Origin of the sequence: Halopseudomonas pelagia, from assembly GCF_009497895.1 — a bacterium.
Taxonomy (GTDB): domain Bacteria; phylum Pseudomonadota; class Gammaproteobacteria; order Pseudomonadales; family Pseudomonadaceae; genus Halopseudomonas; species Halopseudomonas pelagia_A.
Map to the genome: position 1 here is coordinate 4,436,488 of NZ_CP033116.1, position 25,242 is coordinate 4,461,729.

The 25,242-nt window shown below is 52.6% G+C and carries 17 protein-coding genes; 5 read left to right on the forward strand and 12 right to left on the reverse strand.

All coding sequences use genetic code 11. The annotated features are described in order from the left end of the window. Window positions 1-364: 364 nt before the first annotated feature. The 5 genes from EAO82_RS20295 to EAO82_RS20315 all read right to left on the reverse strand — a co-directional run bounded on the left by EAO82_RS20295 (window position 365) and on the right by EAO82_RS20315 (window position 8,729). Window positions 365-3,571, reverse strand: coding sequence for a type I restriction endonuclease subunit R (locus EAO82_RS20295; RefSeq protein WP_096348565.1), 3,207 nt, complete (start codon window positions 3,569-3,571; stop codon window positions 365-367). Next, window positions 3,572-4,963, reverse strand: a complete 1,392-nt coding sequence (locus EAO82_RS20300) for a restriction endonuclease subunit S (RefSeq protein WP_096348564.1) — start codon at window positions 4,961-4,963, stop codon at window positions 3,572-3,574. Then, the gene (locus tag EAO82_RS20305; RefSeq protein ID WP_096348570.1) at window positions 4,960-6,945 is read right to left on the reverse strand and encodes a class I SAM-dependent DNA methyltransferase; all 1,986 of its coding nucleotides are present in this window, start codon (window positions 6,943-6,945) and stop codon (window positions 4,960-4,962) included. The genes EAO82_RS20300 and EAO82_RS20305 overlap by 4 nt, the downstream gene beginning before the upstream one ends. 599 nt (window positions 6,946-7,544) lie before the next feature. Further along, window positions 7,545-8,303 carry a hypothetical protein gene (locus EAO82_RS20310; RefSeq protein WP_096348562.1) on the reverse strand — a complete coding sequence of 253 codons (759 nt, stop codon included), beginning with the start codon at window positions 8,301-8,303 and terminating at the stop codon, window positions 7,545-7,547. A 108-nt stretch (window positions 8,304-8,411) separates the two neighbouring features. After that, on the reverse strand, window positions 8,412-8,729 hold the full coding sequence (locus EAO82_RS20315; RefSeq protein WP_096348561.1) for a hypothetical protein: 318 nt from the start codon (window positions 8,727-8,729) through the stop codon (window positions 8,412-8,414). A gap of 1,102 nt (window positions 8,730-9,831) precedes the next feature. Here EAO82_RS20315 and EAO82_RS20320 point away from each other — a divergent pair. Both EAO82_RS20320 and EAO82_RS20325 read left to right on the forward strand, forming a co-directional pair. After that, entirely contained in the window at window positions 9,832-10,080 is a 249-nt protein-coding gene (locus tag EAO82_RS20320; protein WP_096348559.1) for a hypothetical protein, read from the forward strand. Beyond that, window positions 10,064-10,948, forward strand: coding sequence for a site-specific integrase (locus tag EAO82_RS20325; RefSeq protein ID WP_096348558.1), 885 nt, complete (start codon window positions 10,064-10,066; stop codon window positions 10,946-10,948). The genes EAO82_RS20320 and EAO82_RS20325 overlap by 17 nt, the downstream gene beginning before the upstream one ends. Window positions 10,949-11,452: 504 nt before the next feature. On the opposite strand, the gene EAO82_RS20330 is transcribed toward EAO82_RS20325, so the two are convergent. Together EAO82_RS20330 and EAO82_RS20335 are read right to left on the reverse strand one after the other, a co-directional pair. Continuing rightward, entirely contained in the window at window positions 11,453-14,761 is a 3,309-nt protein-coding gene (locus EAO82_RS20330; RefSeq protein WP_096348557.1) for a UvrD-helicase domain-containing protein, read from the reverse strand. Between the two features lie 2 nt (window positions 14,762-14,763). Further along, window positions 14,764-15,726 carry a hypothetical protein gene (locus EAO82_RS20335; protein WP_096348556.1) on the reverse strand — a complete coding sequence of 321 codons (963 nt, stop codon included), beginning with the start codon at window positions 15,724-15,726 and terminating at the stop codon, window positions 14,764-14,766. 211 nt (window positions 15,727-15,937) lie between these two features. Between EAO82_RS20335 and EAO82_RS20340 the strand changes: the two genes are divergently transcribed. Then, window positions 15,938-16,972, forward strand: coding sequence for a TauD/TfdA family dioxygenase (locus EAO82_RS20340; RefSeq protein WP_174959071.1), 1,035 nt, complete (start codon window positions 15,938-15,940; stop codon window positions 16,970-16,972). A gap of 411 nt (window positions 16,973-17,383) precedes the next feature. On the opposite strand, the gene EAO82_RS20345 is transcribed toward EAO82_RS20340, so the two are convergent. Continuing rightward, entirely contained in the window at window positions 17,384-17,833 is a 450-nt protein-coding gene (locus EAO82_RS20345) for a hypothetical protein (RefSeq protein ID WP_096348554.1), read from the reverse strand. 514 nt (window positions 17,834-18,347) lie between these two features. Between EAO82_RS20345 and EAO82_RS20350 the strand changes: the two genes are divergently transcribed. Then, entirely contained in the window at window positions 18,348-19,229 is an 882-nt protein-coding gene (locus tag EAO82_RS20350; RefSeq protein WP_096348553.1) for a hypothetical protein, read from the forward strand. Window positions 19,230-19,510: 281 nt separating this feature from the next. On the opposite strand, the gene EAO82_RS20355 is transcribed toward EAO82_RS20350, so the two are convergent. The 3 genes from EAO82_RS20355 to EAO82_RS20365 all read right to left on the reverse strand — a co-directional run bounded on the left by EAO82_RS20355 (window position 19,511) and on the right by EAO82_RS20365 (window position 21,951). Next, window positions 19,511-20,491 carry a replication protein RepA gene (locus EAO82_RS20355; protein WP_096348552.1) on the reverse strand — a complete coding sequence of 327 codons (981 nt, stop codon included), beginning with the start codon at window positions 20,489-20,491 and terminating at the stop codon, window positions 19,511-19,513. Then, on the reverse strand, window positions 20,491-20,751 hold the full coding sequence (locus EAO82_RS20360) for a hypothetical protein (protein ID WP_096348551.1): 261 nt from the start codon (window positions 20,749-20,751) through the stop codon (window positions 20,491-20,493). Before EAO82_RS20360 ends, EAO82_RS20355 begins: the two co-directional genes overlap by 1 nt. Window positions 20,752-20,880: 129 nt before the next feature. Then, the gene (locus tag EAO82_RS20365; protein ID WP_096348569.1) at window positions 20,881-21,951 is read right to left on the reverse strand and encodes a tyrosine-type recombinase/integrase; all 1,071 of its coding nucleotides are present in this window, start codon (window positions 21,949-21,951) and stop codon (window positions 20,881-20,883) included. Between the two features lie 358 nt (window positions 21,952-22,309). On the opposite strand from EAO82_RS20365, the gene EAO82_RS20370 reads away from it, so the two are divergent. Then, complete coding sequence (locus EAO82_RS20370) at window positions 22,310-23,740, forward strand: tyrosine-type recombinase/integrase (RefSeq protein WP_096344603.1); 1,431 nt, start codon at window positions 22,310-22,312, stop codon at window positions 23,738-23,740. Between the two features lie 539 nt (window positions 23,741-24,279). Here the strand turns inward: EAO82_RS20370 and EAO82_RS20375 are convergent. Beyond that, window positions 24,280-25,188, reverse strand: a complete 909-nt coding sequence (locus tag EAO82_RS20375; RefSeq protein WP_096344604.1) for a cation diffusion facilitator family transporter — start codon at window positions 25,186-25,188, stop codon at window positions 24,280-24,282. Between the last annotated feature and the right edge of the window lie 54 nt (window positions 25,189-25,242).

The window sequence follows — 25,242 nt, forward strand, 5'->3', positions numbered from 1 at the left end:
TTATCCTGTCGCACAACCGATTATACGAAGAACGCGCTGTTTCCTCACATGAAAAGCTCTGCAATATCCGCCCATTTATCTCTCCGTAGCCGCCCAGCCAAACGTCAACGTTGGCAAACGGCAACTCCAATTGCAGGCTGCGCGCAGTAGCTCTGATGGGCAGCTCTATGGAATGTATTCTGGTCCTGGTGTTGGTGACTAGGGAATAAATCAGGGTCGTGGGGTGCATCGCGTATCTCCTTTAAATGAGTTGATACGATCGTGCACAAAAAATTATTCGCCCGCGACCCAATCGGGTGTCACAAACTGGAGTGGCTCAAAACCGATGCGGAGCCTTGCTAAGCCAGAGAGGCGCTTTATCAGCTTACAACTCTTCCCTCTCAGGCTGCGGCCCCAGACTCTTCAACATCTGCAAGACCAACAACGCAAACTTGCGACCGCTGACTTCGTTGTCCAGCACATCCAGCGACAGCTTTTCATGGTCCGTCATGGCGTCCAGCACGGTGTCGACGACGCGCTTTGGGAAAAGACCGTGCATTACCTGTTCTTCGCTGTGGTTGCTTACCTGCGCCATTACATCGTCCTGCCGGCTAATGCGCTGGGCTATTCCGGTGAGAAACTGCAGCTGATCGTCGTCGCCAACCTCAGCGCCAAACAGATCATTCAAGGCTTCTATGATCTCCGCCAGGCGCTTCTTTTCTGCGTCGTGAGGTTTGCCTGAGCCAATACCGGTAGCAGGGTCTAGGCCCCATTCGCCTTTCTCGTCCTCCAGCCTCAACTGATGCTCAGCCGTTTTCGTAAGGCGGTAATGGGTAAGCTGCAGGTCGCCCACATCCACGTTCTCCTGCTCAAGCTGCTCAACGCTGAGCAACGGGTACAGATGGCGCGCGAATACACACAAGGCTTCCAGGTCCCGATCTTCGTAAGGGACTATCTGCGACAGAAACTCATATAGCCGCACGAAGCTCTGCAGGTTTTTGCGAAACAACGTGAGCTGGTCGAGCTGCTCGCCGGCTTCCTTAAGATCGTGCTCGGCCCTCTTCAAGCCCGTGCTGTCGCCATTGGCCTCAGCGTTGCGCTTGTAATCCAGTGCGTGTTGGCGGGCATCCTGGCTGAAACGGTATCGCTTGGCGAAACGGTCCTTGGCCGAGTAGCAGTGGTAACTCAGCTTGGAAGCTGGGGCCTTGGGATCAAAGAAAGCCAAGGCAAAAGCCTCCACCTCAGAACGGTAGTAGATACCCTCGGCATCCAGTTTCTTTTGCAGATCATAGAGGATCTGTGGATCCGTAACGTCGTTCAGTTCGGCCTTGGCGTAATAGGGCAAGAAGGCATCAAGGATGTCTTTCGGATCGTTGAAGAAATCGAGAATGAACGTCTGTTTGCTGTCACCGAAGGTCCGATTCAAACGCGACAGAGTCTGCACGCAATCAACGCCCTGCAGCTTTTTGTCCACATACATGGCGCACAGCTTGGGTTGATCGAAGCCGGTCTGATACTTGTTAGCCGCGATCATTACGTTGAAATCCTGGGTATCAAATGCTTTTGCCAGATCGCGATTGTTCAGCCCATCATTGAGCAGACTACTGTTCTCCGTTACTTCCTCAGGAATCACATCATCAGGCAATACGCTGCCAGAAAAGGCGACTAGCGGATGCACATCGTCATAGCCTTGCTGTGTCACGTAAGCCTTGACCGCAAGCTGGTAACGCACAGCCTCCTGGCGGCTTGCAGTGACCACCATGGCTTTGGCTTGCCCATTGAGCAGGTGCCGCACGTTGGCGCGGAAGTGCTCAACAATAACCTCGACCTTCTGGTTGATGTTGTATGGATGAAGCCGTACCCAACGCGCCAGTTTCATGCGGGCTTTCTTGCTGTCGACTTCCTCGTCGTCGGCATCGGGGTGAGCAATTTTCCAGGCGGTGCTGTAGGTCGTGTAGTTGCGCAGCACATCGAGAATGAAACCTTCTTCGATTGCCTGACGCATGGAATACAGGTGAAAGGGCTCAGGCTTGTTGTCCGAGCTGGGCGGTAACGTAGCTTCAGGCGGACGACCAAACAGCTCCAGCGTCTTGGCCTTGGGCGTAGCAGTAAAGGCGTAGTAGCTGATCCGCTCGTTCGGTCCGCGTGCGGCAACGGCTGCATCCAGCAGCTCCTCGGCGCTAACCGACACTTCTTCCTCGTCCTGCTCTAGAGCATCACTACCTAAGATCTGTTTCAGTTTGCTAGCTGAGGAACCGGTCTGAGAGGAGTGGGCCTCGTCGGCGATAACTGCATAACGCCCAGCAGCCAGCTTTGGGTGTTTATCCAAGGCAGCAAACAAAGCAGGAAAGGTCTGGATGGTAACGATGATGATGCGCGTCTGCTCAGACAACGCCTCGGCCAGCTGCTCTGATTTGCTCTGGCTACCAATATCCCTGCTTATCGGCCGAACTACACCCTGGGCATGCTCGAATTGATAGATGGTGTTTTGCAGCTGGGTGTCCAGCACGGTGCGGTCAGTAACCACGATCACCGAGTTGAATAGCTTGTTGCCCTGAGCGTCGTACAATGAGGCTAGCTGGTGGGCAGTCCAGGCGATCGAATTGGATTTGCCCGAGCCAGCGCTGTGTTGAACCAAATAGCGCTGCCCTGGGCCTTCGCTGCGCGTGGTATCAATCAGCTTGTTGACCACTTCCCACTGGTGGAAGCGGGGAAAGATCAGCGTTTCCTTGGTGATCCGCTTACCGTCAAATCCTTCACTGGTCTGCTTGTCCAGGTGCAAAAAGCGTCCCAGCACCTTGAGCCAGGCGTCTGGCTGGAAAACCCGGTTCCACAGATATTCAGTAGCGTATTGGCTTTCATCTGTGGGCATGGGGTTGCCAGCGCCATTCTCCTCTGTACCTTGGTTAAAAGGCAGAAAAAAGGTGTCCTTGCCTGCCAGTTTGGTGGTCATCGCCACTTCGCTTTGGCCTACGGCAAAATGCACCAATGCGCCGCGCTTGAAAGTCAACAGCGGCTCGGGTTTGCGCGTGACCGGGTCCAGCGGCGGTCGATCATAACGGTACTGGCGCTTGGCATTCTCTACCGTTTGCTTGAACTCACTCTTCAGCTCTAGCGTCGCTACTGGGATGCCGTTGACGAACAGCACCAGATCCAGCCTGGGGTTGTAGCCCTTTCCTGCGTCAGCCGCTTCGCGGGCATGGGGCGAGTACGAAACCTCCTGAACCACACGCAGGCGGTTGGCCTGGTAGCGGTTAAGGGTATCGGGATTCATGCCATGGTCAGGCTGGAAACTGCACAGATCGATCTTTACCCCTGGCAGCTTGAAGCCATGGCGGAGCACATCCAGCGTGCCATGCTGTTCCAGTTCGCGTACCACCTTTTGAATCAACACTGCATCCGGATCTTTGGGATTAGCCTTGCTGAACTTGTCCCACCGGTCGGGCCAGGCTTCCTTGAAATAGCCCAACAGGTCTTCTGGATAAAGGGCTACGCGACGGTCATAGCCGCTGGCAGGACCTGCCAGCCAGCCCTGCGCGGTCATCGCGGCGATGATATCCGACTGGAATTGAGCTTCCTTGCTGTCCGCCATTTATAAGACCTCTTCAAATTCTTGTACGGGAGTTTGCTTCCAATCTGGTGGCTGCCAGCTGCGTACGTCGATTTTCCCGGTGACGGCGGCGGAGATTAAAGCAGAGCGGCGCTCTTGCAGTAGCCCCTTCATCTCAAGGGATTCGCCGAGCAAACAATCCAGACCACCTAAGATTTTATTCAAATACCGGGCAATCTTCCTTTGCTCGGAAACCCCAGGCCGCATCAGACAGTAGTTAATGACCGTTGAAATATTCACATGGGGGGCCGTTGCTCCCACCGTATCAACCTCGCCTTGCCTATATGTGGCGACAGAATTTAGCTGATACATGAAGAACTCAGGACAAATGCCGTCACAGACACGCAATTGCATCATTCTCTGTCCAAGCGCATACAGGTCGGCCTTAGGAATCAAAGCTGCATGCCCCCACCGCTCTCCTTCACGGCTATATACGACGTCATTCTTTCCGAGAATCATGCGGCGCGTACGATGGGTGTACTGCTCACGATCTAATCGATACATCCGGTCAGGCTTAAGTACGCCTTGATCAATATCTGCAGTTCGAATTACAAGATAGTCACCATCTGGATCATAAATAGGGGTCTCATGCGGGCAGTCTACAACCTGATCTGTTACGAACTTCAGTTTTGTCACCGTCCAGTGCGCCGGCACTTCGCCCAGCCACTCAACACCGGAGTCCTTCATCGGCACGGTGGGATCGAGGCCTTTGGTGACGGCGTGGGAGATCACCGCCTGGCGCTTTTCCTTGAGCAGTTCGACCAGGCGCTGCTGTTCTTCAATCAGGGTGTCGATGCGGGCGGTTTCGTGATCGAGAAAGCGGGCGATCTGGGTTTGTTCTGAAGGAGTCGGAAAACAAAAGAATTCCTGCAAATAAGACTCGGCGTCTAGGTTCTGAATACCCGTAACCTGTTTCACGGAAGGGTAATTAACTCGTCCCCCATAAAGGCAACCGAAGGCATAACAGAGAAACTGACTATCGAACCCAATTAGCGGGCGCATTCGCGCTACGAAGTTCGATGTAACGGCCTCGAAATCGTGCTTGAACAATACTACACAGCCTACAAGCGTTTTCTCGCCGCCTCCAGACTTCTCGATCAATAAGTCCCCCAGCTTGATCAATCTCGACTCTTTTTCTTTAGGAGTAATACTGCGGTAGGTCAGTTTATCAAGCCCGACCGTGGCAAACGATCTTTCAAAGTCGGCTACTCGTATGACCGCAATATCGTTTTCGCCGTCAGGCTCCTCCCCCCACAAGCCATTTTTGCAACCGTCTACGGCTCGCTTCAGTGCATATATTGGCCAATGCCGCGGCACGTTGCCGAGCCACTTTATCCCAGAGCACTTGTAGTCTGCATACGCCGGCAAACTCATGCCGACAGCCCCTCAATCATCTGCTTGATGCGGTCGGTACAGGCTTTCAGATCACGATCGATTTCCTCCAGCGGACGCGGCGGCTGGAAAACATAAAAGTGCCGGTTGAAGGGGATCTCGAAGCCGACGATACCAACCTCGCCATCCTGCGCATCGGTCTTGCTCTCATCGATCCAGGCATCTGAGACGTGAGGTTTCACTTCCCGTTCAAAATAGTCGTAGACCGACTCACCTAGCGGCACGTTCTCGTTATCGCGCAATCCTGTATCCGGCTCTGGCTTGCCCTTGCTCATGCAGATATCGGCTTCCGGATCACGCTCACTCAGGGCATTGAGCAGCGCCTTAAGTTCTGCCGTGGCCGGGAATACATCGTGGTTGCTCAGCGCCTTTTTCAGCAGCTTGGTGAACTGTTCCCGGTTGCGGTGCTGCAGGCTGGCGTCCATCGACTCCAAGGCGCTTGTAAGGCGCTGCTGGGCGGCAGCATTGAGCTTCTGGATAGCCTTTTCTTCCAGCACCCGCTCGATGCGTTCGGCAGTGGTCTGGAAGTTAAGCCGTAGCGGGCGCTCGACAGTGATGCGCCGGTAGCCAAAGGCGTCGATGGGGAAGATCTTGCTCTGCGGCGTTTCCTCGAAGCGACCGTAGAGCCGCACCAGTTCATCGATCTGTTCGTCGGTTATGTACTGACGCTTGCTGCCGAGGGATTTGCGCATCTTGGAGAAGTACTTGCTGCCGTCAATCAGCTGAACCTTGCCGTTGCGCGCAGCCACCTTATGATTGGAAAGCACCCACACATAGGTAGCGATACCGGTGTTGTAGAACATATCGGTGGGAAGCGCGACGATGGCTTCGACCAGATCGTTCTGCAGCAAGTAACGGCGGATCTCTGATTCCCCGGAACCTGCGCCCCCCGTAAAAAGCGGTGAGCCGTTGAGAATGATGCCGATGCGAGATCCACCGTCTTTTGCTTTGCGCATCTTGCTGACCAGGTGCAGCAGGAACAGCAATGAGCCGTCAGACACTCGCGGCAGACCCGGACCAAATCGGCCATCGAAACCCTTGAGGCTGTGCTCCTCGGTGATCTGCTTCTGTACCTTTTTCCATTCCACACCGAAAGGCGGGTTGCTGAGCATGAAGTCAAAGTGGTTCTCACTGCCGGGCAGTTGATCATCCGATAAGGTATTGCCGAGCTTGATGTTGCCTACCGTCTGCCCCTTGATCAGCATGTCTGCCTTGCAGATGGCATAGGACTCGGGGTTCAGTTCCTGGCCAAACAGCGAAACGGTGACATTGTCGCTGATGGACTGAATGTACTCCTCGCCTTCGGACAGGAAGCCACCCGTGCCCGCTGTCGGATCATAGATAGTCACGATGCTATTGGGCTTGAGCTTGTCGTCCTGACCAGTGATCACCAGCGAGGTAGTCAGGTGAACGATGTCACGCGGGGTGAAGTGCTCCCCGGCCGTTTCGTTCGAGCTTTCTGCAAATTTGCGGATCAACTCCTCGAACACAATACCCATGCCAAAGTTGCTGATGCGCGCCGGGCTCAGGTCCGTGGCAGCAAAACGCTGTACTACCTGATAGAGCAGATCGGCGGAGGCCAACTGCTGTACATAATCCTCAAAATGGAAATGATCGAAGATCTCCCGGGCGTCCTTACTGAAGGACTGCACGTAGCTCATCAGGTCGTCGGCAGTCTGGGTATCCGACAGGGTGCCAAGGGACAGAGGCGAAGCATTGAAAAACTGCAGCCCTCCCGCAGCGCGCAGTAGCATCTGCTCACGTACCAGATCTGGTCGGCCCTCCTGGGCTTTGGCCTCACGGATAACCGCCTGCCGCGTCGGCTCAAGCACGCACTCCATACGCCGCAGCAGGGTAAAGGGCAAAATGATTCGGCCGTACTGTGATTGCTTAAAATCGCCACGCAGCAGATCGGCAACGGACCATAGGAAGGCGGCGGTTTGGGAGTGATTTTCCGTGTTCAAGGTACTGCTCCTGAAAAATATATTCTTCTGGGGGCAGCTTACCTGCTGGGTTTTGCCAATGGTAGAAATGGCCGTCATAAAACCCAGCTTGATTCACTTCCCGCGAACCCTGTTTCATTTTTGCGGATGAGCTGCGATCACGCATTAACAGTAATAATCGTAGGATTATTACTGTTACTCCTGACTATCCCACACCCGTGCCGCTGAGGAGCGGACCGAGTGAGGACCCTGCGTAAGCTCCCCAGAATAGACAGGTCAACCGCTCAATCCGACGCATCTCGACTGGTGTCTTGAAGCTGGCCAGCCCTGCACATACGATTAGGAGCAACGCCCCAAGCATTAGAGCGTTGAGCAGCTGTCGGCTCATGAGGATTTCGAGGAAATTTGAACAAGGCCATGGAAGGGACCTCGAGGCGAGAGCGCCCGGGATTGCTGCCAGCGCTCCTCCGATAGCGCATGCCACCATAAATTGGGACCGCGACATCGAGAGCTTACCGATTTTGACCACTTTATTGCTAGATACATTCATGATGACGACTCCCTCATTGGTTGGAGTCGTCATCATCAATCAGTGAAACGGTGTCACCAGCGCAAAATCATTAATCTCCCAGATTTTGCGAGCGAACAAGGGCGACGATCGAATCGTACCTATACTCTTTTTCAGTTAGGCGGTATTGAATCAACGCTTCTGTTAACTGCTTCGGAAAGGGCATATCTTGCCTGTGCGCGTAGTTTTGTAGTCGCGTCTGCAGACGCTTTGGATTCAGTGAACAGATGTGCTGCCAGACAGTTTTTTTGAGTGCATAAAAACCATCGTCTGAGTTATTTCTTATCTTTGATAAAGTGCCATTTTTTTCAGCCAAGGTCTTTGTAAACTGCTTCAGGTCCTGCGCGCTCATACCTAATGATGAACGAGTAGCTTTGATTTGCGATGCCCTCTCCCTATCCTCACAGCAGATAAACCAGATCAGAGCGACGTAAAAGCCCTCTGCCCATTTTTCATTTTCCGCCATTATTTTCATTGTACGAGCGATTTCCTTCTGCGATCCCCAATCCTTACGCCGATAGCGATAAATCTCGAGAACCTGCCATGCCATTTCATTAGAGCCCGCATGCTGCAGATAAATCGGCAAGCGAAGCCAATGCACTATGGATAGCTTGGATGCCTTCGGTGACCATAAGACGTCTTCCAGAATACCTACCGCGGCCAGCGCGTCACCTAGCTTAAAGTAACTCGCCGCGTCATTAAGTATTTGCCTCATGTCATAGCAGCTCACAAACCCAGGCTTACAGCCGTTAGGGTTCGATACAGCGGTAACCGGGATTTTCATTGCGATTATTTCAGTAAGGCTCGACATAGGTACTCCTCAAAAGTGTGAGAAGAAACGCTACCAATAACGGCTATCCCGTTCATCCGAATCAGGGGTCAAAAACATTGATCACCGCTGGCTATCACTTACTCAATTTTACCCATGCCCGACGACCCCCGGCGTTGGTAACGGTAATTCAGCTATCAAAGCTCGAAGACGCCTCGATTGCCAATTCTGAATTGCACCATCCCAACCTGCGCGCGCATTCAACTCCTCAAGGAGAGCATCAAGCTTGCCGTCGCCAATGGCTGGCGCGAAGAAAAGGATTTCCTGCGGCACATCTAGGAAAAATGAGCTCGCCGAAAGGACCTCATTGCCCAATTCTTCGCAGTATCGACGCGTCCAAATGCGCCACTGGTAACTCGGATACTGACCGACCAGTTCATCAAGAGCGACTTCGTTACCCTTTTGCATAATGTAAACCTCAGCCAAAAGCGTATTGTCTAGTGCATTATCGGTGTCACAAGCGTCTGGAAATGCGTTTCCCCGACACCAATACACATGACCACTGCAGTTTGGCATTCGAGGCGCTGGCGCCAGTCAATGACTCCCGCATCACAAAGGCATGATAAATACTCTTCGATCCACACAATGACTCCAATCGCTGACGACTCGTCTCGCATCAGAATTTTTAACTGAGCGCCCAAGATTGGGAACCGGTTAGCCAAATTGAATAACACCATTTCTACCCCCCATTTGAGTTGCGCCAATGTGAAAGATGAGTAGTCTCAAATTAGCAGGTGAACATCCGTCTCGAGATGTTTGGTGCTGCAAGTGATGCCTATACGCACCCTGCAGCACATGCCCCATTCCCCAAGACCCAGCCCTACTTTGCAGCTACGGACTCTGTGTCAGCACCTCCCCTAATAGTTGGATTTGCGCTCCTTGCGCACGTGGATGACCCAACCACGTGCTGTGCGAGTACCACTCGCACAACCCAGCGCGACTACGTCGCGCATCCGTGCATAGCACGGCTATGTCAGGCTCAAAAACCGGCCTGACATAGCCGTGCTAGAGCCTACAGACGAGTTTCGCGCACAGAGTTCAACGCACGATTTCAAAAGGCCATATCCTGCCCATCGCCGGCGCGCTATGATGACCTTGTTGATATCGTGAGCACTTTGTTCACGCGTGCACCACCACGTTAATCTGATGTGTTTCTGCGCCATGCTGCAATTCAGCGGCAGATGCACTAGGGCTTGCTCCGGCTCTTAATTTGGATGCGCAGTAACTCATCTGCTCAAAATGGGATGCTTTTTGCCGAGCCATACCGCATCGCATGTTCGACGCGACGGCTGAGCTGAAAGCTGCTTTACGAGTCAATGTAATAGGGCGAGACCAGTCCGAGCCCGCATGTGACATGCGAACAGGGGCGAATAGGCTACAAGCCGCTGAGCCAGAGTTTGGCCAGTCATTCTTACAATGCATTCGAACATCTCGTTTTTACACCCCACTTCGGTGGCGCGCCTATTTCCTCTTGGATATCGTGTTCCAATTGCTCTGACTGGAATACAAGATGCCACAAGAATTCGACCCCAACGCCTTAGCTAAGCGCCTACGCCAGGATTCACTGGCTAGGCGCAAAAAACCCTATCGCACCTCCCGGCTGGACAAATACACCGGCGAGCTTCTGCGTTTGCATGAAGCAGGTGCGCGTCCAGCCGAGCTGCAGCGCTGGTTGCTCGAGCAAAGGGTTCGAGTAACACATTCGACAGTAGCCCGCTGGCTCAAGCGCAAGGGGGCAACGAATGGCGAAATTTGCTAAGCCCGCCAAGCAGGCTCTCTCAGCGATTCGACAGGTCCAGCGCAGTGGCAATCTGAAAAGTGTCGGGACGGGTCGCAACTATCACCAGGCACTCACAAGAGCCGCAGAATACGCCAGCTCAGAGCGGGTCCCGGGTGGTCTCCACGGACTCTCCCGCGAGGAGGCTATCCGTTTCCTGGAGACACGAAGCCAGGTTGTAGGACAAAAGACCCTTGATCTAGATCGTCAGGCCGTGCAGGGCTTCTTACGCTCCATTGGCAAACTGCAACCCCCAGAACGCCTGCCCGTTATAAGGTCAGAGCATGCCCAAGCACTCCAGTCTCGTGCTTACACGAAAGAGCAGGTGCGTCGAATTGCTTCGCACCAGCGAGAAGCCAATGCACTGGCGACGGAGATCGCCTACGCAGCAGGACTGAGGGCCCACGAATTGATCACTCTGCAACCAGCCAAAGAAAGAAGAGCTGACAGCCGGCCAGCTAGAAATGAGAAATTTCTGGGCAGGTCAGGGCGCCGATACGTTGTTATTGGCAAAGGAGGGTTAACTAGAGAAGTCCTACTGCCGACCGATTTAGCCGAACGCCTGGAGACGCTAAGGCTGGAGATGGCAGTGGTCGTTGCAGATCGCGGCGTCTATTATAAGCAGCATTACAAACTACCCGGGGGACACTCGTGGAGCCAGTCTGTCACAGCGGCCTCCCAAAGAGCTCTGGGCTGGTCTACTGGAGCGCACGGGCTGCGGCATACCTATGCCCAGCAGAGAATGGTCGAGCTTCAATCCAAAGGATTATTGAGGAGCGAGGCACTGGAGACGGTGAGTCAGGAATTAGGACACTTCCGACCGGAGATCACTGAGATTTACCTGCGCTGACGAGACTGACTCCCACGAGGCCTGCCTCGTAAACCTCATCTAAACTCATGATGAATTACTTTGCCGCCCCCTTGCTCACCCTTGCCAGCCTTATCCGTCTCCCTGCAATACGCAGAACGCCCTCATTAGCTCCTGAACAAACAGAAAACCGCTTCACTTGATCTTTTCTCAAACTCCCTGACATCCCTAAAACACACTCTAAATGACTGTGACAACCCTTGCATGTCTAACCATGTCCTTTGATGACCCCGAATCAATACGACTTTTAATAACCCCGGAGCCTTCAATGCAGGGGAGCTCAAGCATGGTTCGATCGGTATGCTTTGGTCAGCAGCAACATGGGTGAGGTGCGGCTAAAGGCCAATAGCAGCCATCACATGGGTCCACAGTTCCCGACTTTTTACGTACTAGCAACTCCTTTGATCTAATCCGGCTGCGCTTAAACTTCTGGGTGGTGCTTGCGACTCGATGTCGGTGCCAGGGTGAGATAGATCATCAAGTACGTCAGGGGATACTGGGACAAATACTCAGGTAAGAACAACGACCGCAATGTCGACCTTTGGAGGCCGACCGGTCGCCTGCTGCAAAGCGCTGGGCCATTTTGTAAACGGTCGTGCTCTCGGCCCTCCTAGAAGGGCCGTCCTTAACGTTTTGGTCGGTAACGATGGAGTAAATCGTTGCACTATGAGTCCGCGATCCGTTGATATTCAGCATCAAAGGGCGCAGATAGCTAAGGTCGTACTGAATCCCCATCTGTGCACGGATCCAGTGCAGCTGTCCCCTATCCGCGAGCATCCAGGGGAGTTCAATTCGTACGCCGTTGGCTTCGGAAAGCATGCCCTCTTCGACGGTACCGCTGACACTTCTAACCACCGATAGCCCGCGCTTGGCGGCAGCTATTGCATCGCCCATCAGGCCAGGATCTTCTTCTTTGCTCGGTAGACCATGGGAAGCCCAAGCAGCTTGGAATGCCGTTGAAGGAGTAGCCCCATCCCTTGCAACAGCCAGTAGCATGTCCATGATGGCCCAGCGAGCTCGGATCGAAATGTCGATGTTCTGTTCGGCAGTCAGCGCAGCCTCATAGCGATAGTGGAACTGCAAGGGACAGCTCATGTAAGCCTGAAAAGCCTCATAGCTCACGGTGGGCACCACGGAGCTGCTGGCTAGCGGCATCGGCGTCACTGGTGCAGACGGCGGAACCTTCACTCCAGCGCGCTTGACCAAGCTCGCATCAGGGGCGCGATCCAGCGGCACGGGACGCGGCCACCCGCTGATCTCATATAGGTAGAGGTAGTCGCGGGCCCGAGATAGAGCGACATATAGAAGGTTATTACGCTCTACCCGCTCCTCAAACATGAACTCTGACGCGGTGCTGTTCAGCACCTCAGGAGGCATCAGCTCCAACCCCCGTACATCATAAGCAAAAGGTTGATTGGCGCCATATGAACCGTCATCCACATCAGTCACGTGGACGGCTGGATATTCAAGTCCTTTGCTTGAGTGCACAGTCATGACGCTCACAGCATCCAAAACTCGGGCCTCAGGAGGCAAACCTCGATCTCCTAGCTTCTCTCCGATTCTGCGGCGCAGCTCTTCACGGAGCAAAAACTGGGAAAGCCTTGCCTGACGGATGTCGCCGTCACCATTGCGTACGGCGTAAACAAACAGCCAAAGAGCTAGGCGCTGGGTATGTGCTTGGATCGATTGATCGGAGTGGTTGGGTAATCCGTAACGCTGATCGAGCAGCACCCTGGATACAAAATCCCAAGGCCTGGAATTTCGTTTGAGCCCACTGAGAAGCAGAGCGAGGTTTGCCTTGGCTTGCTGGCCAGCCGGCGATAGGCCGGGAGTGGGCAACCATAACCACCGCCCTCGCTGCATGCTTAATCCAGCGCCCTTGCGCGTCAGGAACATGAGATATTCGATATCTTGAGGGGGCATTCGGAATGCTGGCTCTGACACCAGCCCCACCAAAGAGCGCGGCTGTCGCATGCACAGCAGCTCCATCAGACATAGCAGGCGCTTTATCTCAGGGCGCTGGCAAACGTCGCCAATATGCAGCACCGGCACATTCAAATCTTCGAGCGCTTCAACAATCTGCTCAACGTTTGCAGATTTTCGACTGATTACGACTTGATCTCTGTAGGGGACCCCCCTCTGCACTAATCCATCGATGCGCTGTGCGATTGTGACAGCTTGGGAGGATTTGGAGTCGCATTCGTACAGGGTAGGCACAACCCCGATCGAGGGACGATATGCCTTGACGTGCTCTAAGATCATTCGGCCAGTCAATGCATGATGGATACCTGCGCATGAAAATAGCTCCAGAATTTCTGGAGTGCTTCGCCGGTTTAGATCCAAAGCGTAACGCCGCACAGTGGCGCCCGGAACAGTGCTGCGGAAGGTGGAATCGAAGTTTATCAGGCTTCTGATCGATGCGCCTCGCCAGTGGTGGATGGCTTGGCGTACGTCACCGACCACCCAGAAAGATTGAGCATTCAGGGCCAATTGACGAAGAAGATCGACCATCACTTCGGTGACGTCCTGATACTCATCCACTAGCACATGAGAGAAATGATCAATGTACTGAGCAACTGATGTACGGTCTCGCTTAGCCTGGGTTGAGGGGAAGGCAATCAAATCTACATAGTCAACCAGGTGCTCAGCACGCATTGCTGCTTCGTAGGCTTCAAATAGCGTAGCAATGTCTTCCCGTTCATTGGCCACATCCGGCGCACAGGCAGGCAGTGCAGCTAAGCGCGTTCGGTAGTCAGCCGCTGTGAGACACTCTTCCTTCAGCCTTTTGATATGACTTAAGACCTTAGGAAGCCAATCATAGGGGTTTTGAAGCCTCAGATAGTACTGGAGCTGCACCTTGGGCAGCGTGCTTACCATAAGACGCACTTGCATCAGTGGATCTGCGAGCCGAACGTCTGATTGCAGACCAAAAATCTGATGGTATTTGCGAAGAAATTCGAGCCCGAAAGCATGAAATGTCCCGGCCCAAACATCGGAAGCCCCGGCGATGCCGGAAACCTTGAGGCGCTCTACCAGCTCATAAGCAGCCTTGTTGGTAAAGGTCAGCACAAGAATCTGGCAGGGTGGAACTCCTCGCTCAACCAGGTGTTTGATACGGTGTATGAGCGTGGTTGTTTTACCAGTACCTGGTCCGGCAACGACATTGACGAAAGTTTCCGAAGCAGTAGCAGCGTCATGCTGCCCTTGCGTCATAAGCGGCAAGGGTGGAGGTGGTGCAGGAGGCAATATAGGGAGCAAAACCCCATCGAACAACTGAAGGCGAACGATCTCCAGCGGAACCTGAAAGTTGGCCGCGATAGCCGTGGCTCCTAGACCGTGTTGAAATAACTGGCTTGCGACTCCACGCGGTAACAGAAGTTCGCGGGCAAATACGTTGGCTTGAAGCTCCAAACGCTCACGTGCACCATAAGCTTCGACCGCGACTGTCGCCTGACTGCCATAGGAGTCCGTCAAGCTGCTCAAATGAGCAATCGTCTGTGCCGGGCGGTCACCATCAAGATACCAGTGACCCAACTCATGAGCGATGAGATAGGCCGTTTCGCCGGGGGAGGCATCGTTCCGAATATACACGGCTGGGATTTCTCGCTTCAAGACTCCACTGCCGCCGCCCAACTCAGGATGTCCGAAGGGCAATCGCTCGATTGCAATTTCGAGTGCATCTTCAACTTGGGCCAGTAATTCGGTGGAGCTTACCCCTCCGAGAGAGGCAGCCAAACCGACCAGGGCTTCTCGGGTTTCAAATGCTTGCCGACGCGCCCGGTCAAATGGGTTCACACTTAACCCTCCAGCTTTAGAAGACGCTCTTGCTCGTCAGTTGGAAGCTGAAGCTCCCTGACTGCAACACTCCAAGCTTTCCGCTCTATTTGCACAGTTGGTTTGCCGTCAGTTGCCTTGAACGCGGGCACCGGCTGAGTGGCAAACCGACGCTCCAACGCAACCGACAATACATCCAGAGGCAGCTTTAAAGCCGCAGCCAACTTCGCAAGCACTCGTGCGGGTGCCAGCACCGTACCGCCTAAGATCATATTGGTCAGCCCACGCTGTTCACCCAGATCGATCTGAGGAGCCAGGACTCGTGCCTTGACACCGCTTGACTGCTCAATTGCCCGCACAGCCTCTGCGACAGCCTCATCCGTGATAATTGATCCAGAAGAATCCGCACGCACAGCCGCAGCGTGGGGGCAATGGCTCAACGCGTTGGCGAGTATGAAGTTGGCAAATGACGACAGTGAGCGGCCATACTCTCCTGCCCGTAAGCGAGCCCTCATCACCAAGCGTCGGTCAGCCCGAATAATCCAGTTTTCCGACTCGATACCGTCGTAATGGTTGGCCTTGAACTCATACTCGCTCAGTAACTTTGAGGGGCTTACTGTCCTTGATTCCTCATCAAACCTAACCAACCCATCCTTAAACAAATCCCGAGCGGCAGTCGATACCGATACCGCACGCCTGTCTGCTACTTCCTTTACAAGCTGGTGTAGCGAGACTTTGGTAGTCAACCCAACCTGCAAGCGTGCAGCAGCTCGCTCATCTGCTTCCTGGGTGGTAGCCGTAGATTTCATGGTCGTCTCCAAAATCTGCTCATCTACAGGTGCTGCTTGTGAGTTAGGCGCCATAACTGACGCTTCATCAGCGTGAGCTTGTGGGATTTGTTTCACCAGCACAGACATCAGGCTGAGCAGCAAACGTGGCTCATCCTTACCAGTGACTACCACAAAATGACCATTAGCTAGAGTCATCTCACACTCAATACCCTGGGACGTTTCCCGCAAGCGCATGAATGGTTTGAGGCAGGCTAGGAAGCTAGCGCACCCTTGGAGATAATCGGCAGGCTGAAGCGTGGGCGTTTTCATAGACGGATTTGGTCGTTGGTAGAATGGTGTGTAAGAATCACCGTGTGTATATCAACTGTATATCATTTTTGTATCACTCGCACTCGTAGGGACACAATTGATCGAGGAAATCTTTTCACAAGCAGTGCGTTTCGCTGTCACCAATTGGCGAACGGGCGTTACCTTTGAGCAAATGCTTAACGGCTTGGCATGTCCTGGGGACCTTAGCCGTGAGCTGTTGCCGGCGATCGAGCATGAGTTAAACAAGCGCAATTGCAGTGGCGCTGAGGTGAGAGCCTTTGCCTGGTCACAGCCCTTCCTGAAGCTGGAGGCTGTTTTCCAGCCATCAGAGCTTCCGGACACCCCGATTAATTTTTGCCCCGTCCCTGATGCGGAGGGAACAGTGCTCGCACGGGTTTCTGCAATCGCCTGCCTTGCGATAATCAATTCCGCCTCAGTTTCCTACGGATCCGAAAACGGGGGGGACTTGTTCGTCAACCTCGTGGTGTTTCCTCCTGGCAGAGGTAAATTCACTGAGAAGTCGGCGGACAAGATGACTGGACACACTGATGGTGTGACCTTCCCCCTGCGCGGTTATAGCGACCCTGTGAATGAGCGCATTGCGCCCTCTCCAGACTTCGTCTGCTTGTCCGCACTCCGCAACCCAAATGAAGTGCCTACTACGGTCATGCCTCTTGAGCGTCTCATGGAGCGTCTGAGCTCTGAACACATTAAAGAACTGCAAAAACCTCAGTACATCATCGGCTCACAACTGACCTTCCGCGATGGTATGGTAGAAATCCTTGGCGACGAGCTTGAAGTCGATGATGCCCAGCTTATCTTCCCTATGAACGGAAGCTGGTGGATCCGCTTTAGCCACAGCACCACACAAATTGCTGAAATCGGCCAAAAGTCCGCTCAGGAGGCGATGGATGCTCTGAAGAAAGCGTGCGCTGAGTGTGTTATTGCAGTGCCTCTGCAGCCTGGTGACATCGCTCTAGTAAATAACCGCATCGCACTGCACGGTCGTAGCGCGCCCGGCAAGGAATTTGGCGGACAGACACGCTGGTTGCTACGCACCTACGGGCTGGATGTCTCCGATCTAGCCCCAGGTCAGTGGCATGAGGGAAGTACCTTCATGCTGTATCCCTAAATAAGAACAGATGCACCGGGGGAAGTAGTCGAACGCATGATCCTGAACTCGTGGATGCTCGATCACCGCTTTTGGCTGGAAACGATCGACAGGTAGAGGTCTACTTCTTCCAGAAGCAGCTAGTTATCACGATAAATACATCTTCTCATTTCTGAATCGATTTTAGTTAGTAGGCGTCTCAAAAACCCTTGAAATCGAGGCCAAGGAATCATCTGCTTTTGGCCGTTGCGTGCCGGTCAGCATGACTGGTTTCGGCCAAATGCGGTCATAACTTGTCTAGATAATCGGGGCGATTTCAAGCCTACCAACTTCGATTTCCAGTCCCTCAAGCTCAAACCGACAAAAACGCATTAATGCGTAAGCCTGACCCCATCCGGAAAAACATCAATATTCAGACGGGGACGCTTAGGATTAGTCGATCCAGCCTTTTGCACGCATCATTTCGCACTCGCGTTCTAGCCAGTCCATTTGCTGCCGATACTCGCTCTCATCTCCGTCCTCATAGTCCGAGGGTTTGATTGCTCGGTGCCTAGCGATTTCGGCCAGAAGTTTGCGCCCCCGCTCAAGGCGGTTCGCCCAGATAGCAGCGCCGACGGTCAGCAAGTGCGGATCGCTTTCCCCCTGATGATAATAAGAATTAACCAGCTCCAGAAAAATTTCGAAGTGGTTGCTGTCAAAGTTCCTGATGGAGCTACCTTGGAACTGGCCGAGACTGCCGTTGTAACAACTTAGAGCAAAGTCCTGCAAGGAACGGGCAGAGCTGTAGCCCTCGTTAACCAGTATGCTTCGATATTTTAGGAACGGCGAGTCGCTGCCTATTTCATCGTTTGCTTCGCCTTGGAGCGCGATCTTTGTACTCATACAATTCTCCGGATGCCTGTTTTCACTCACCCGATCAACCATAACCCACTAAAATTTCCACACAACCGAACCCGGTGTAATTTTAGTAGTGTAATGGTCTGCTAATCGCGTCGAAGACATTAAAGCTTCACGTAACCGGAAATCTTCTGCTGTTACGTTATCCACTGTGAATGACAGGCTAACTACAGGTAAAAGCTTGTCTACAGGAGAAAATACAGGACAGGCGCGAGAACCCTCGTGGTTACTAGGCTTCTCTGAGGCGACGGTTGCGCCGATCATCCAGCAGGCCATCTTGATGGTGCAGTAACGCAGTTGCATCTTCGTCGGTTAGGACATAACCTGAAGGCAGGTTCCGGGAGCCCCTGCCCTTCCCCAGCGCAATTTGCGCCGCGGTGAATGCCTTCCCCTGTCCGCGTCAGCGGATCGCGTTAAACCATACATTGGGTCAATCCTACGATCTTTGAATCGTCTGGAACGGGGGAGCAGATGCAAACCAGATCTGAGGAAGCCCCGTATGTCCCTATCTCGCAAGCAAGTCCTTGAACTAGCCAAAATCCTGCATTCTACGACCAAATCCCTTGGCCAAAGCAGCAAGCTATCTACACATCAAGAAAAACTCAGTCATTTGCTGGGCTACCGTCATTGGAATGCGGCAAGTGCTGGACTCCCAGAGACGATCCCTGAGGAAACTGCGGCAGCGATCGCCTTGTTGGAGGTTCCTGGCCAAACACCAATGACGTTTCTGGAGCATGGTCGTGCCGCGCCTTGGAAAATGCCATTGGTGGTTCGTGATTACCTGATCGCCCAATCCTTGGACCCCGATGGGTTTGGGGTTACCAGTTACACAAGGCCTACCCCTGTGTTAGCCCAGAAGCCCAGATTTCTCACCATTGGCTTTAGCAGGGCTGTCGGCGAGTACACCGAGCACAGAGAGCTGCTAGACCCCAACGACATCAGTTACTGTCATCAGAACCACACCCCTATCATGGTGACCTTCGCTGATCATACAGGGAGGTTTTCCTTCAAGCTGACCCTCTGGCTTGTGACTTTCTCCGCCCTGAGTGATTCACCGATTTACTTCAACGGTGCCTCGCACAAGCCTATGTACAACAGCATTGTTGAGACAATTACTGGGATAGAGCCCTTTAATCGCAAGGGCTATTGCTTGGTTAATAGTGATGATGCGCGGAATCCACATGCCCTTATCAAGTGCGATGAGCAGGGTAGAGAGATTGAGCACATCAGAAACCTCCCGCTCCTATCCGAGAGTGAGCTTTGGACCGAACTCAAGGCCTACAACGAACTGCTGAACCTATCCCTCACGGACGCAGCAGAGATAACGCAGTCTACGGTGTACAAGTACTCCGAGTATGCTGGAGGAGAAACCTTCGACTGAGTGAGATAAAAGTGAAAAACCGCCTCCAGGGGCGGTTTTTTGTGTCATACGGAAAGTCGCTCTTTCGCGTAGAGGAAAATCTTTTGTACAGGGGAAGTTACAGGCCCAACAGGAACACCTCTTAAAGGCCTGCTCTCAAAGGCCTTGATACAGGTCAGAAGGAGTAAATATGCGTGAAAAAGGAGCAAATATTCATTGAAATGGAGCAACTATGTGCGGGCATGCGGGAATAAATATGCGTGGATAACTTTGCAGCTTAGCGACTGCGTCGGCGGGGTAGCTTAGATCGCTTCCGAGGTGCGTCGAGGAACTTGAGGTGCACAAGGCTTAAGAGTCAGCCCCTTTTTAGTGGGTGTCGCCTTTAATTGTGGCCAAAGCAACTGCACGGCATAAAGCGCCTTTCTGAAGTTTTTTTGAAAATCATTGCGACCCTGGGTGGTATCTGGGTAACTCGCTCCTATTTGGCCCTTCAAGTCGGACCATGATATGACAGTCCACCTGGATAAATAGCTAACTCTGTAAGTCGCCCAGCAGTAGACGTCAAACGCCATCGATGATTTCAAATGCCGCATAATGCGTTTATCAATGGGCACCGCTTTACTGGTAACGAGCTCGTAAAATCCCGATGAAAGCTCTATGTATGAGTCCTTTGTGCTATCGAAGGTCTTAGGCCACAATTCGAGCCTATCTACTACGCGCAAAGGCCCCAAGCTCATAACAACCGACCCGGTCTCTCTTTGATTTTTAGTTACGCTGACCGTCACCGTAGCATTGAATAGCCTGTCCATTTGGTCGCGAAATGGGTATATGGATCCACTTTCCCCACCTGTAGCCCTAAGCCCCAGATCACCCATAAACCGCTTTAAAGAAACGCCCAAACTTAGCAGCCGAGCTTCGGAATTCGTAATTTGGCCACGTGCTAATTTAGCCGCGTTGCGTACCGCCTCGGTGGTTATCCAAACCAAGAGGAGCCGGGGATACCTCCCGTAGGGTAAACCTATTGCCGCGGGACTCGTAATATGAAAAGTTAAATTTCCATTGATACGAGTCCAGGAACTCTCGGAACGCTTACTATGCGGTAGGTTAGCCTGGAGTAAGCTTTTCGCTAAAAAGCCAATTTCTCCCGCCTCCTGAGCAGTTTGGTTTTCGATAGCAAGCATTTGTTCGATAGCGCGTTCTTCGCGCTTTAACTTGGGGCTGCTCAATCCAAATCCGCTTGCTATGGTCTCGTCATCATCAGCAGAAGTTTGTTCTTGCTCCATCAATCACGGCCCAGCCGAGCAGCCAGGATTAGAGCAAGCTCAGGCGCACTGTAATACACGCGACGGCCAAATCGGACCATTGACGGACCGAGCTCTCGTCGAAGCTGAGACTCTTCCCGAGCAAGCTCCCAGTTCAGTCCGCCAATACGACGATCGAGCAAATCCGCGAGCTGTTCGCGACTAAGCATCATGCCGTAAGTCGCTATCAGGTTTTTTTCGATTTTTTCCGCCGCATGCTCGCGGTTACTAGCGTCAACCATGTGAAACTCCAATATTCTATGGGTTTCACTAATAGTGCGAAGCAGTGCCCCTTTTTCGGTCCTTTTTGGAGCCTCCTCGCAAAAAACTCAAAATAAAATCTTCCGCATGCGAAAGATGGCTGTATTTCTCTAGATTTGCCGCTGCTTGCGCAGCAAATCAATCCGCTCCACGAGGTCCTCCGCCCGCAGGTGGGTGTACCTTTTGACCATTTGCATGCTTTTATGGCCACTAACTACGGACACCTCTTGATCCGACAGGCCAATCTCAACCAGCCGACTGATTGCCTCATGCCTGAGGTCATGAAAACGCAGATCACGCATGCCTAGCCGGTTTCTAATTTGCTGCCAGGTTTTATTGAACGCATAAGGACGTCGGCGCCCATATGCGCCCGGCTCACCAAAAAAGATCAGATCGGTGTCGATGGGCCGAAAGGGGTGGTCGAGCGCCTGCCTGAAGACTGCAGTAGCGGCCATACTAAGCGGCACCACGCGAGACTCTCCATTCTTTGTGGAGCTCAATGTGATAATTCTGCGCCGAAGGTCTACCTGAGACCGTCGGAGACCAGTGACCTCGCTGGACCGCATTCCAGTCTCAATAGCGACACGGACGATATACCCAAGAAACGGGTTCGAATGGGCGTCAACGGCAGAATAAAGACGCCTTTCCTCGTCAGGCGTCAGACGTCTATCCCGCCCTCTACCAGCCGAAGGCTTTCGCACATTTAAGACAGGATTGAACGGAAGGCCAACGCCCCATTCTCTGATACAGACGTTAAACATATGGCTGAGCAAGGCGAGCTCGAGACGGACTGAGTTGTTGCTTACAGGAGTATTCCGTCGCGTCGTCTCAGAAAGGCGCTGATCGCGGTACCCAGAGATTAGCTCAGCTGACAGTGCTGCTAACGAATAACCTCCAAGCCTACGGACGAGGTTCTTCGCACTGCCTTGTTCGCTTAAAAGGGTTTTAGGCGCTTTGGTAGGGCTGACTTCTGACAGGTAACGTTTGAGAGCCTGCTCGAGGGTCATTCGTTCGGAAGCGGTGCGCTGAATGTAAACGCCACGCACCATCTCATCCTCGACCCGCCGGGACCAATCAAGGGCATCGCGTTTTGTACGAAAGGTCTTCGAGGTGGTAGGCCATCCGTGCTTGCGGATCAAGGCTTTCCAAGTACCAGATGGGGTTTTAACAAGTGTTGCCATGCTGCGCTCCGAGGTGGTGATCAGTACGACTGTACTGAAACTGTACTCGGGGAACATCTGAATGCGGTGTCAAAAACTGCAGCATCGCTGCAGCCCTTGATTTGTATGGTGCCGGCACCAAGAGTCGAACTCGGGACCTACTGATTACAAGTCAGTATCATTGCTCCGAAATCAGTGGCTCTGCGAGCCTTAAACAAAAAATACCTATAGCTTATCCTTATGTTAATTAAGGATTATTTAACGGGAACGCCCAAAACAGGCAACGTATAACCGCGAAATAAAAATGGTCAAACTCCTACCCGAATCCTACCCGAAACGCTAAACTCCTACCCGAAACCTACCCCAAAAAGGATCGGCCATGAGCAGCAATCGCTCTGCATTGAAAGAGCATTTTCTGAAGCGGCTAAAGTACGACCCGAAGAAAGACCGCCAGGAATTCTTCGATCCTCCTCTTTACGGCCAAGGGACTTTCGGCGTACGGGTTAACAAAAGATCCATAGCGTACATCCTGCTATACAGCTTTCACGGCAAACCAAGACGGCTGACTTTAGGCTCCTATCCAACAATGTCACTGGCGGATGCTCGAGCTAGGTCAAGGCATGCTGCTCAGTTAGTAGAGCAAGGTATCGATCCGGGTCAGAAAAAAACGCTAGAACTATTCGAGTACCGGACAAGCCCTTCCGTCGCTGATGCCGTCGACACATACCTCGAATGGGCCATGGCCAACAAAAAATCTTGGAAAGAAGACGAGCGGATGCTCAAGAACGATTTTGTAAAATCCATTGGGGACATGAAGCTTCAAGACGTTAAGCGCAAACAGGTCCTGGCTCTGTTGGACAACAAAGCAAAAACCGCCCCAGTCGCAGCAAATCGCTTACAAGCAGTAGTCCGAAAGCTATTCAATTTTTGCGTAGAGCGGGAAATTATCGAAGCCACACCCTTGGTACAGATGAAAAGCATTGCGAAAGAAACCCCGAGAGAGCGGGCTCTCAATCAGCATGAATTAGTTTGGTTTTTAAAACGCTTAGCAAATCCTTCGATTACCGTAGCCACTCGTTTTGCGTTATTGCTTTCCTTGATGCTTGCACAGCGTTCGGGGACTATCGCTGCAATGCGCTGGGTCGACTTGGATTTGGAGAAAGGGATCTGGGACAGATCTGGCCGCTTTGAGAAAAACAATAATCCCGTCGCAATCCCCCTTTCCACGCCCATCATCAAAATCTTGCAACACCTTAAACATCTTCAAGCGGTAAAACTGGAAAAGAGCGGCGATACCGGCAAACCTAGCCCTTGGGTTCTGCCTGGTCGAGGTACGACATCCCATCAGACCCAACCTTCATTAAACCGAGCAATGCGCAGACTTTATGACACGTATGTCGCCGACGCGGAGCTAGTGAAGTCTGAAGGGTTACTCCGAGTTGCCGAAGGGTATCCAAGGCCCACTGCTCACGACCTGAGGAGAACCGCCACGACTCATATGTCAGGCCGGGGCCTGGGCAAGAACGTACGCAGCCGAATTCTTAATCACGCGAATCTAAGCGTGGACGCGATCTACGACAGATATGCATATTTTGACGAAAAAGCGAAGGCGTTGGATGACTGGCACGACCATCTGCTCAGCTTATTCAAAGAGACATTTGGGCACCGAAATTGGCTAAAAGACTATGGTAAGGAGGCACCTCAGGCAAAAAAAATTGAAGCTAAACCTGCAGAGGTCGACTCTGACGCCCCTCGTACATTTATGATCGGTGGAAAAGAAATCCCGTTGTCAGAGCTTCGAATCGACTGAAAAGAATCACGGCAGCAATCGGCCAGCACCAACTAGCATCTGAACCGGTAATCCGAATTGCCAATGGCCTCGAGGTACATGAACGCAAAGAGATCCATCCCGGTGATTTCGTGTATTTACCTCTTGTCGCCCTCGGCGACATTGTAGGCCCGCGCTTCGGCGATCATGACGAACAGACCAGTCAGGAATATCCAGGACATACAATGTCTGCCAGTGCCTGCACGCGCGTGCCAATCGCCGTCAAACAAAAATAACAACATAAAGACGCAAAAATTATTTAAAATCTGCGTTGCAGCGCGACTAGCCTTTAGGCAGACGCTCGAGGCGGTAGCGGAAACGTGGGGAGAAATCGGCGGCCTGTGTAGGCAGTTGCAGGACAGACATCCGGTGTCCTGAGCCGGGCTGGATCATAGGATGATCTAATGATTCGTAACTATGGTTGCTGGAGTCATGATACGCAGCTTATTTGACTTCTCACAAATTAATCCAAGGATGGCTATCTGGCGATCACGATCCGGATTTCAATGAGCCTGCCCGGATTAACGGTGCTCGCAAAATTGCGAATCAATATCGGCGTGGTCGGAATGTTCGAACTCCAGCGTAGAGTGTTTTATGTTGAACTCTTGCTTCAAAAGCTGTTTTATCTCGCGTTTTATCTCTTCAAAGTGATTCCATGCATTTTGTTCGATGACCACATGAGCTTCCAGCGATGCCTCGTGCTCCTCCATTTGCCAAAAATGCACATGGTGTAGATCAATAACACCATCGACCTTTGAGAGCGCGGAAATAACAGCATCAACATCCAGATCAACCGGGCTTCCCAGCATCAGCGTCCGGATGGTGCCACCAATTTCGGTGAAACCTAGATAGAGCACATACACGGCGATACCTATCGTGATTGCAGGATCAACCCACCGTAGGTCGTAAAGCAGAATAAGGGCACCGCCAATAATGACGGCGACAGAAGCAAGTGCATCGGAAAGATTGTGCAGAAACAAAGCGCGAATGTTGACACTATCTTTCTGCATCGAATAGGTGAGTACGGCGGTCAATGTATCGACTGTCAACGCAACAACGCCCAGCCAGACTACCCACCAGCCCTTTATTTCCGGTGGATCAATAATGCGCATGCCGCCTTCGTATACGAGGTAAAACCCGATAATAATCAATGAAGTGTAATTTATCAGCGCTGCAACGACCTCAATTCGACCGTAACCGAAGGTCATTTTTGCATCTGCGGGACGGCGCGCTATCTTTCGAGCCGCATAAGCAATTACTAACGAAGCCATGTCCGAAAAGTTATGTAGGGCGTCCGCAATTAACGCAAGACTGCCGGCGAAGATCCCGCCCCCTATCTGAGCGATGGTCAGTATTCCGTTAGCCCAGATGGCAATAGCAACGCGTTTGTCTTTGGACCCACCAGACATATGGGTATGGTCATGACTCATAGGGTCCACCTCCACATGGGTTTAGCATGATAGCGTTTTTGTGTTCCAAAACCT

Coding starts and splice junctions, on each gene's coding strand:
- EAO82_RS20335 (WP_096348556.1), bottom strand. CDS start 15,726: ATGACTCTAGCTAATGGTCATTTTGTGGTAGTCACTGGTAAGGATGAG.
- EAO82_RS20355 (WP_096348552.1), bottom strand. CDS start 20,491: ATGGAGCAAGAACAAACTTCTGCTGATGATGACGAGACCATAGCAAGC.
- EAO82_RS20360 (WP_096348551.1), bottom strand. CDS start 20,751: ATGGTTGACGCTAGTAACCGCGAGCATGCGGCGGAAAAAATCGAAAAA.
- EAO82_RS20315 (WP_096348561.1), bottom strand. CDS start 8,729: ATGCAAAAGGGTAACGAAGTCGCTCTTGATGAACTGGTCGGTCAGTAT.
- EAO82_RS20320 (WP_096348559.1), top strand. CDS start 9,832: ATGCCACAAGAATTCGACCCCAACGCCTTAGCTAAGCGCCTACGCCAG.
- EAO82_RS20345 (WP_096348554.1), bottom strand. CDS start 17,833: ATGAGTACAAAGATCGCGCTCCAAGGCGAAGCAAACGATGAAATAGGC.
- EAO82_RS20365 (WP_096348569.1), bottom strand. CDS start 21,951: ATGGCAACACTTGTTAAAACCCCATCTGGTACTTGGAAAGCCTTGATC.
- EAO82_RS20375 (WP_096344604.1), bottom strand. CDS start 25,188: ATGAGTCATGACCATACCCATATGTCTGGTGGGTCCAAAGACAAACGC.
- EAO82_RS20350 (WP_096348553.1), top strand. CDS start 18,348: ATGTCCCTATCTCGCAAGCAAGTCCTTGAACTAGCCAAAATCCTGCAT.
- EAO82_RS20295 (WP_096348565.1), bottom strand. CDS start 3,571: ATGGCGGACAGCAAGGAAGCTCAATTCCAGTCGGATATCATCGCCGCG.
- EAO82_RS20310 (WP_096348562.1), bottom strand. CDS start 8,303: ATGTCGAGCCTTACTGAAATAATCGCAATGAAAATCCCGGTTACCGCT.
- EAO82_RS20300 (WP_096348564.1), bottom strand. CDS start 4,963: ATGAGTTTGCCGGCGTATGCAGACTACAAGTGCTCTGGGATAAAGTGG.
- EAO82_RS20370 (WP_096344603.1), top strand. CDS start 22,310: ATGAGCAGCAATCGCTCTGCATTGAAAGAGCATTTTCTGAAGCGGCTA.
- EAO82_RS20325 (WP_096348558.1), top strand. CDS start 10,064: ATGGCGAAATTTGCTAAGCCCGCCAAGCAGGCTCTCTCAGCGATTCGA.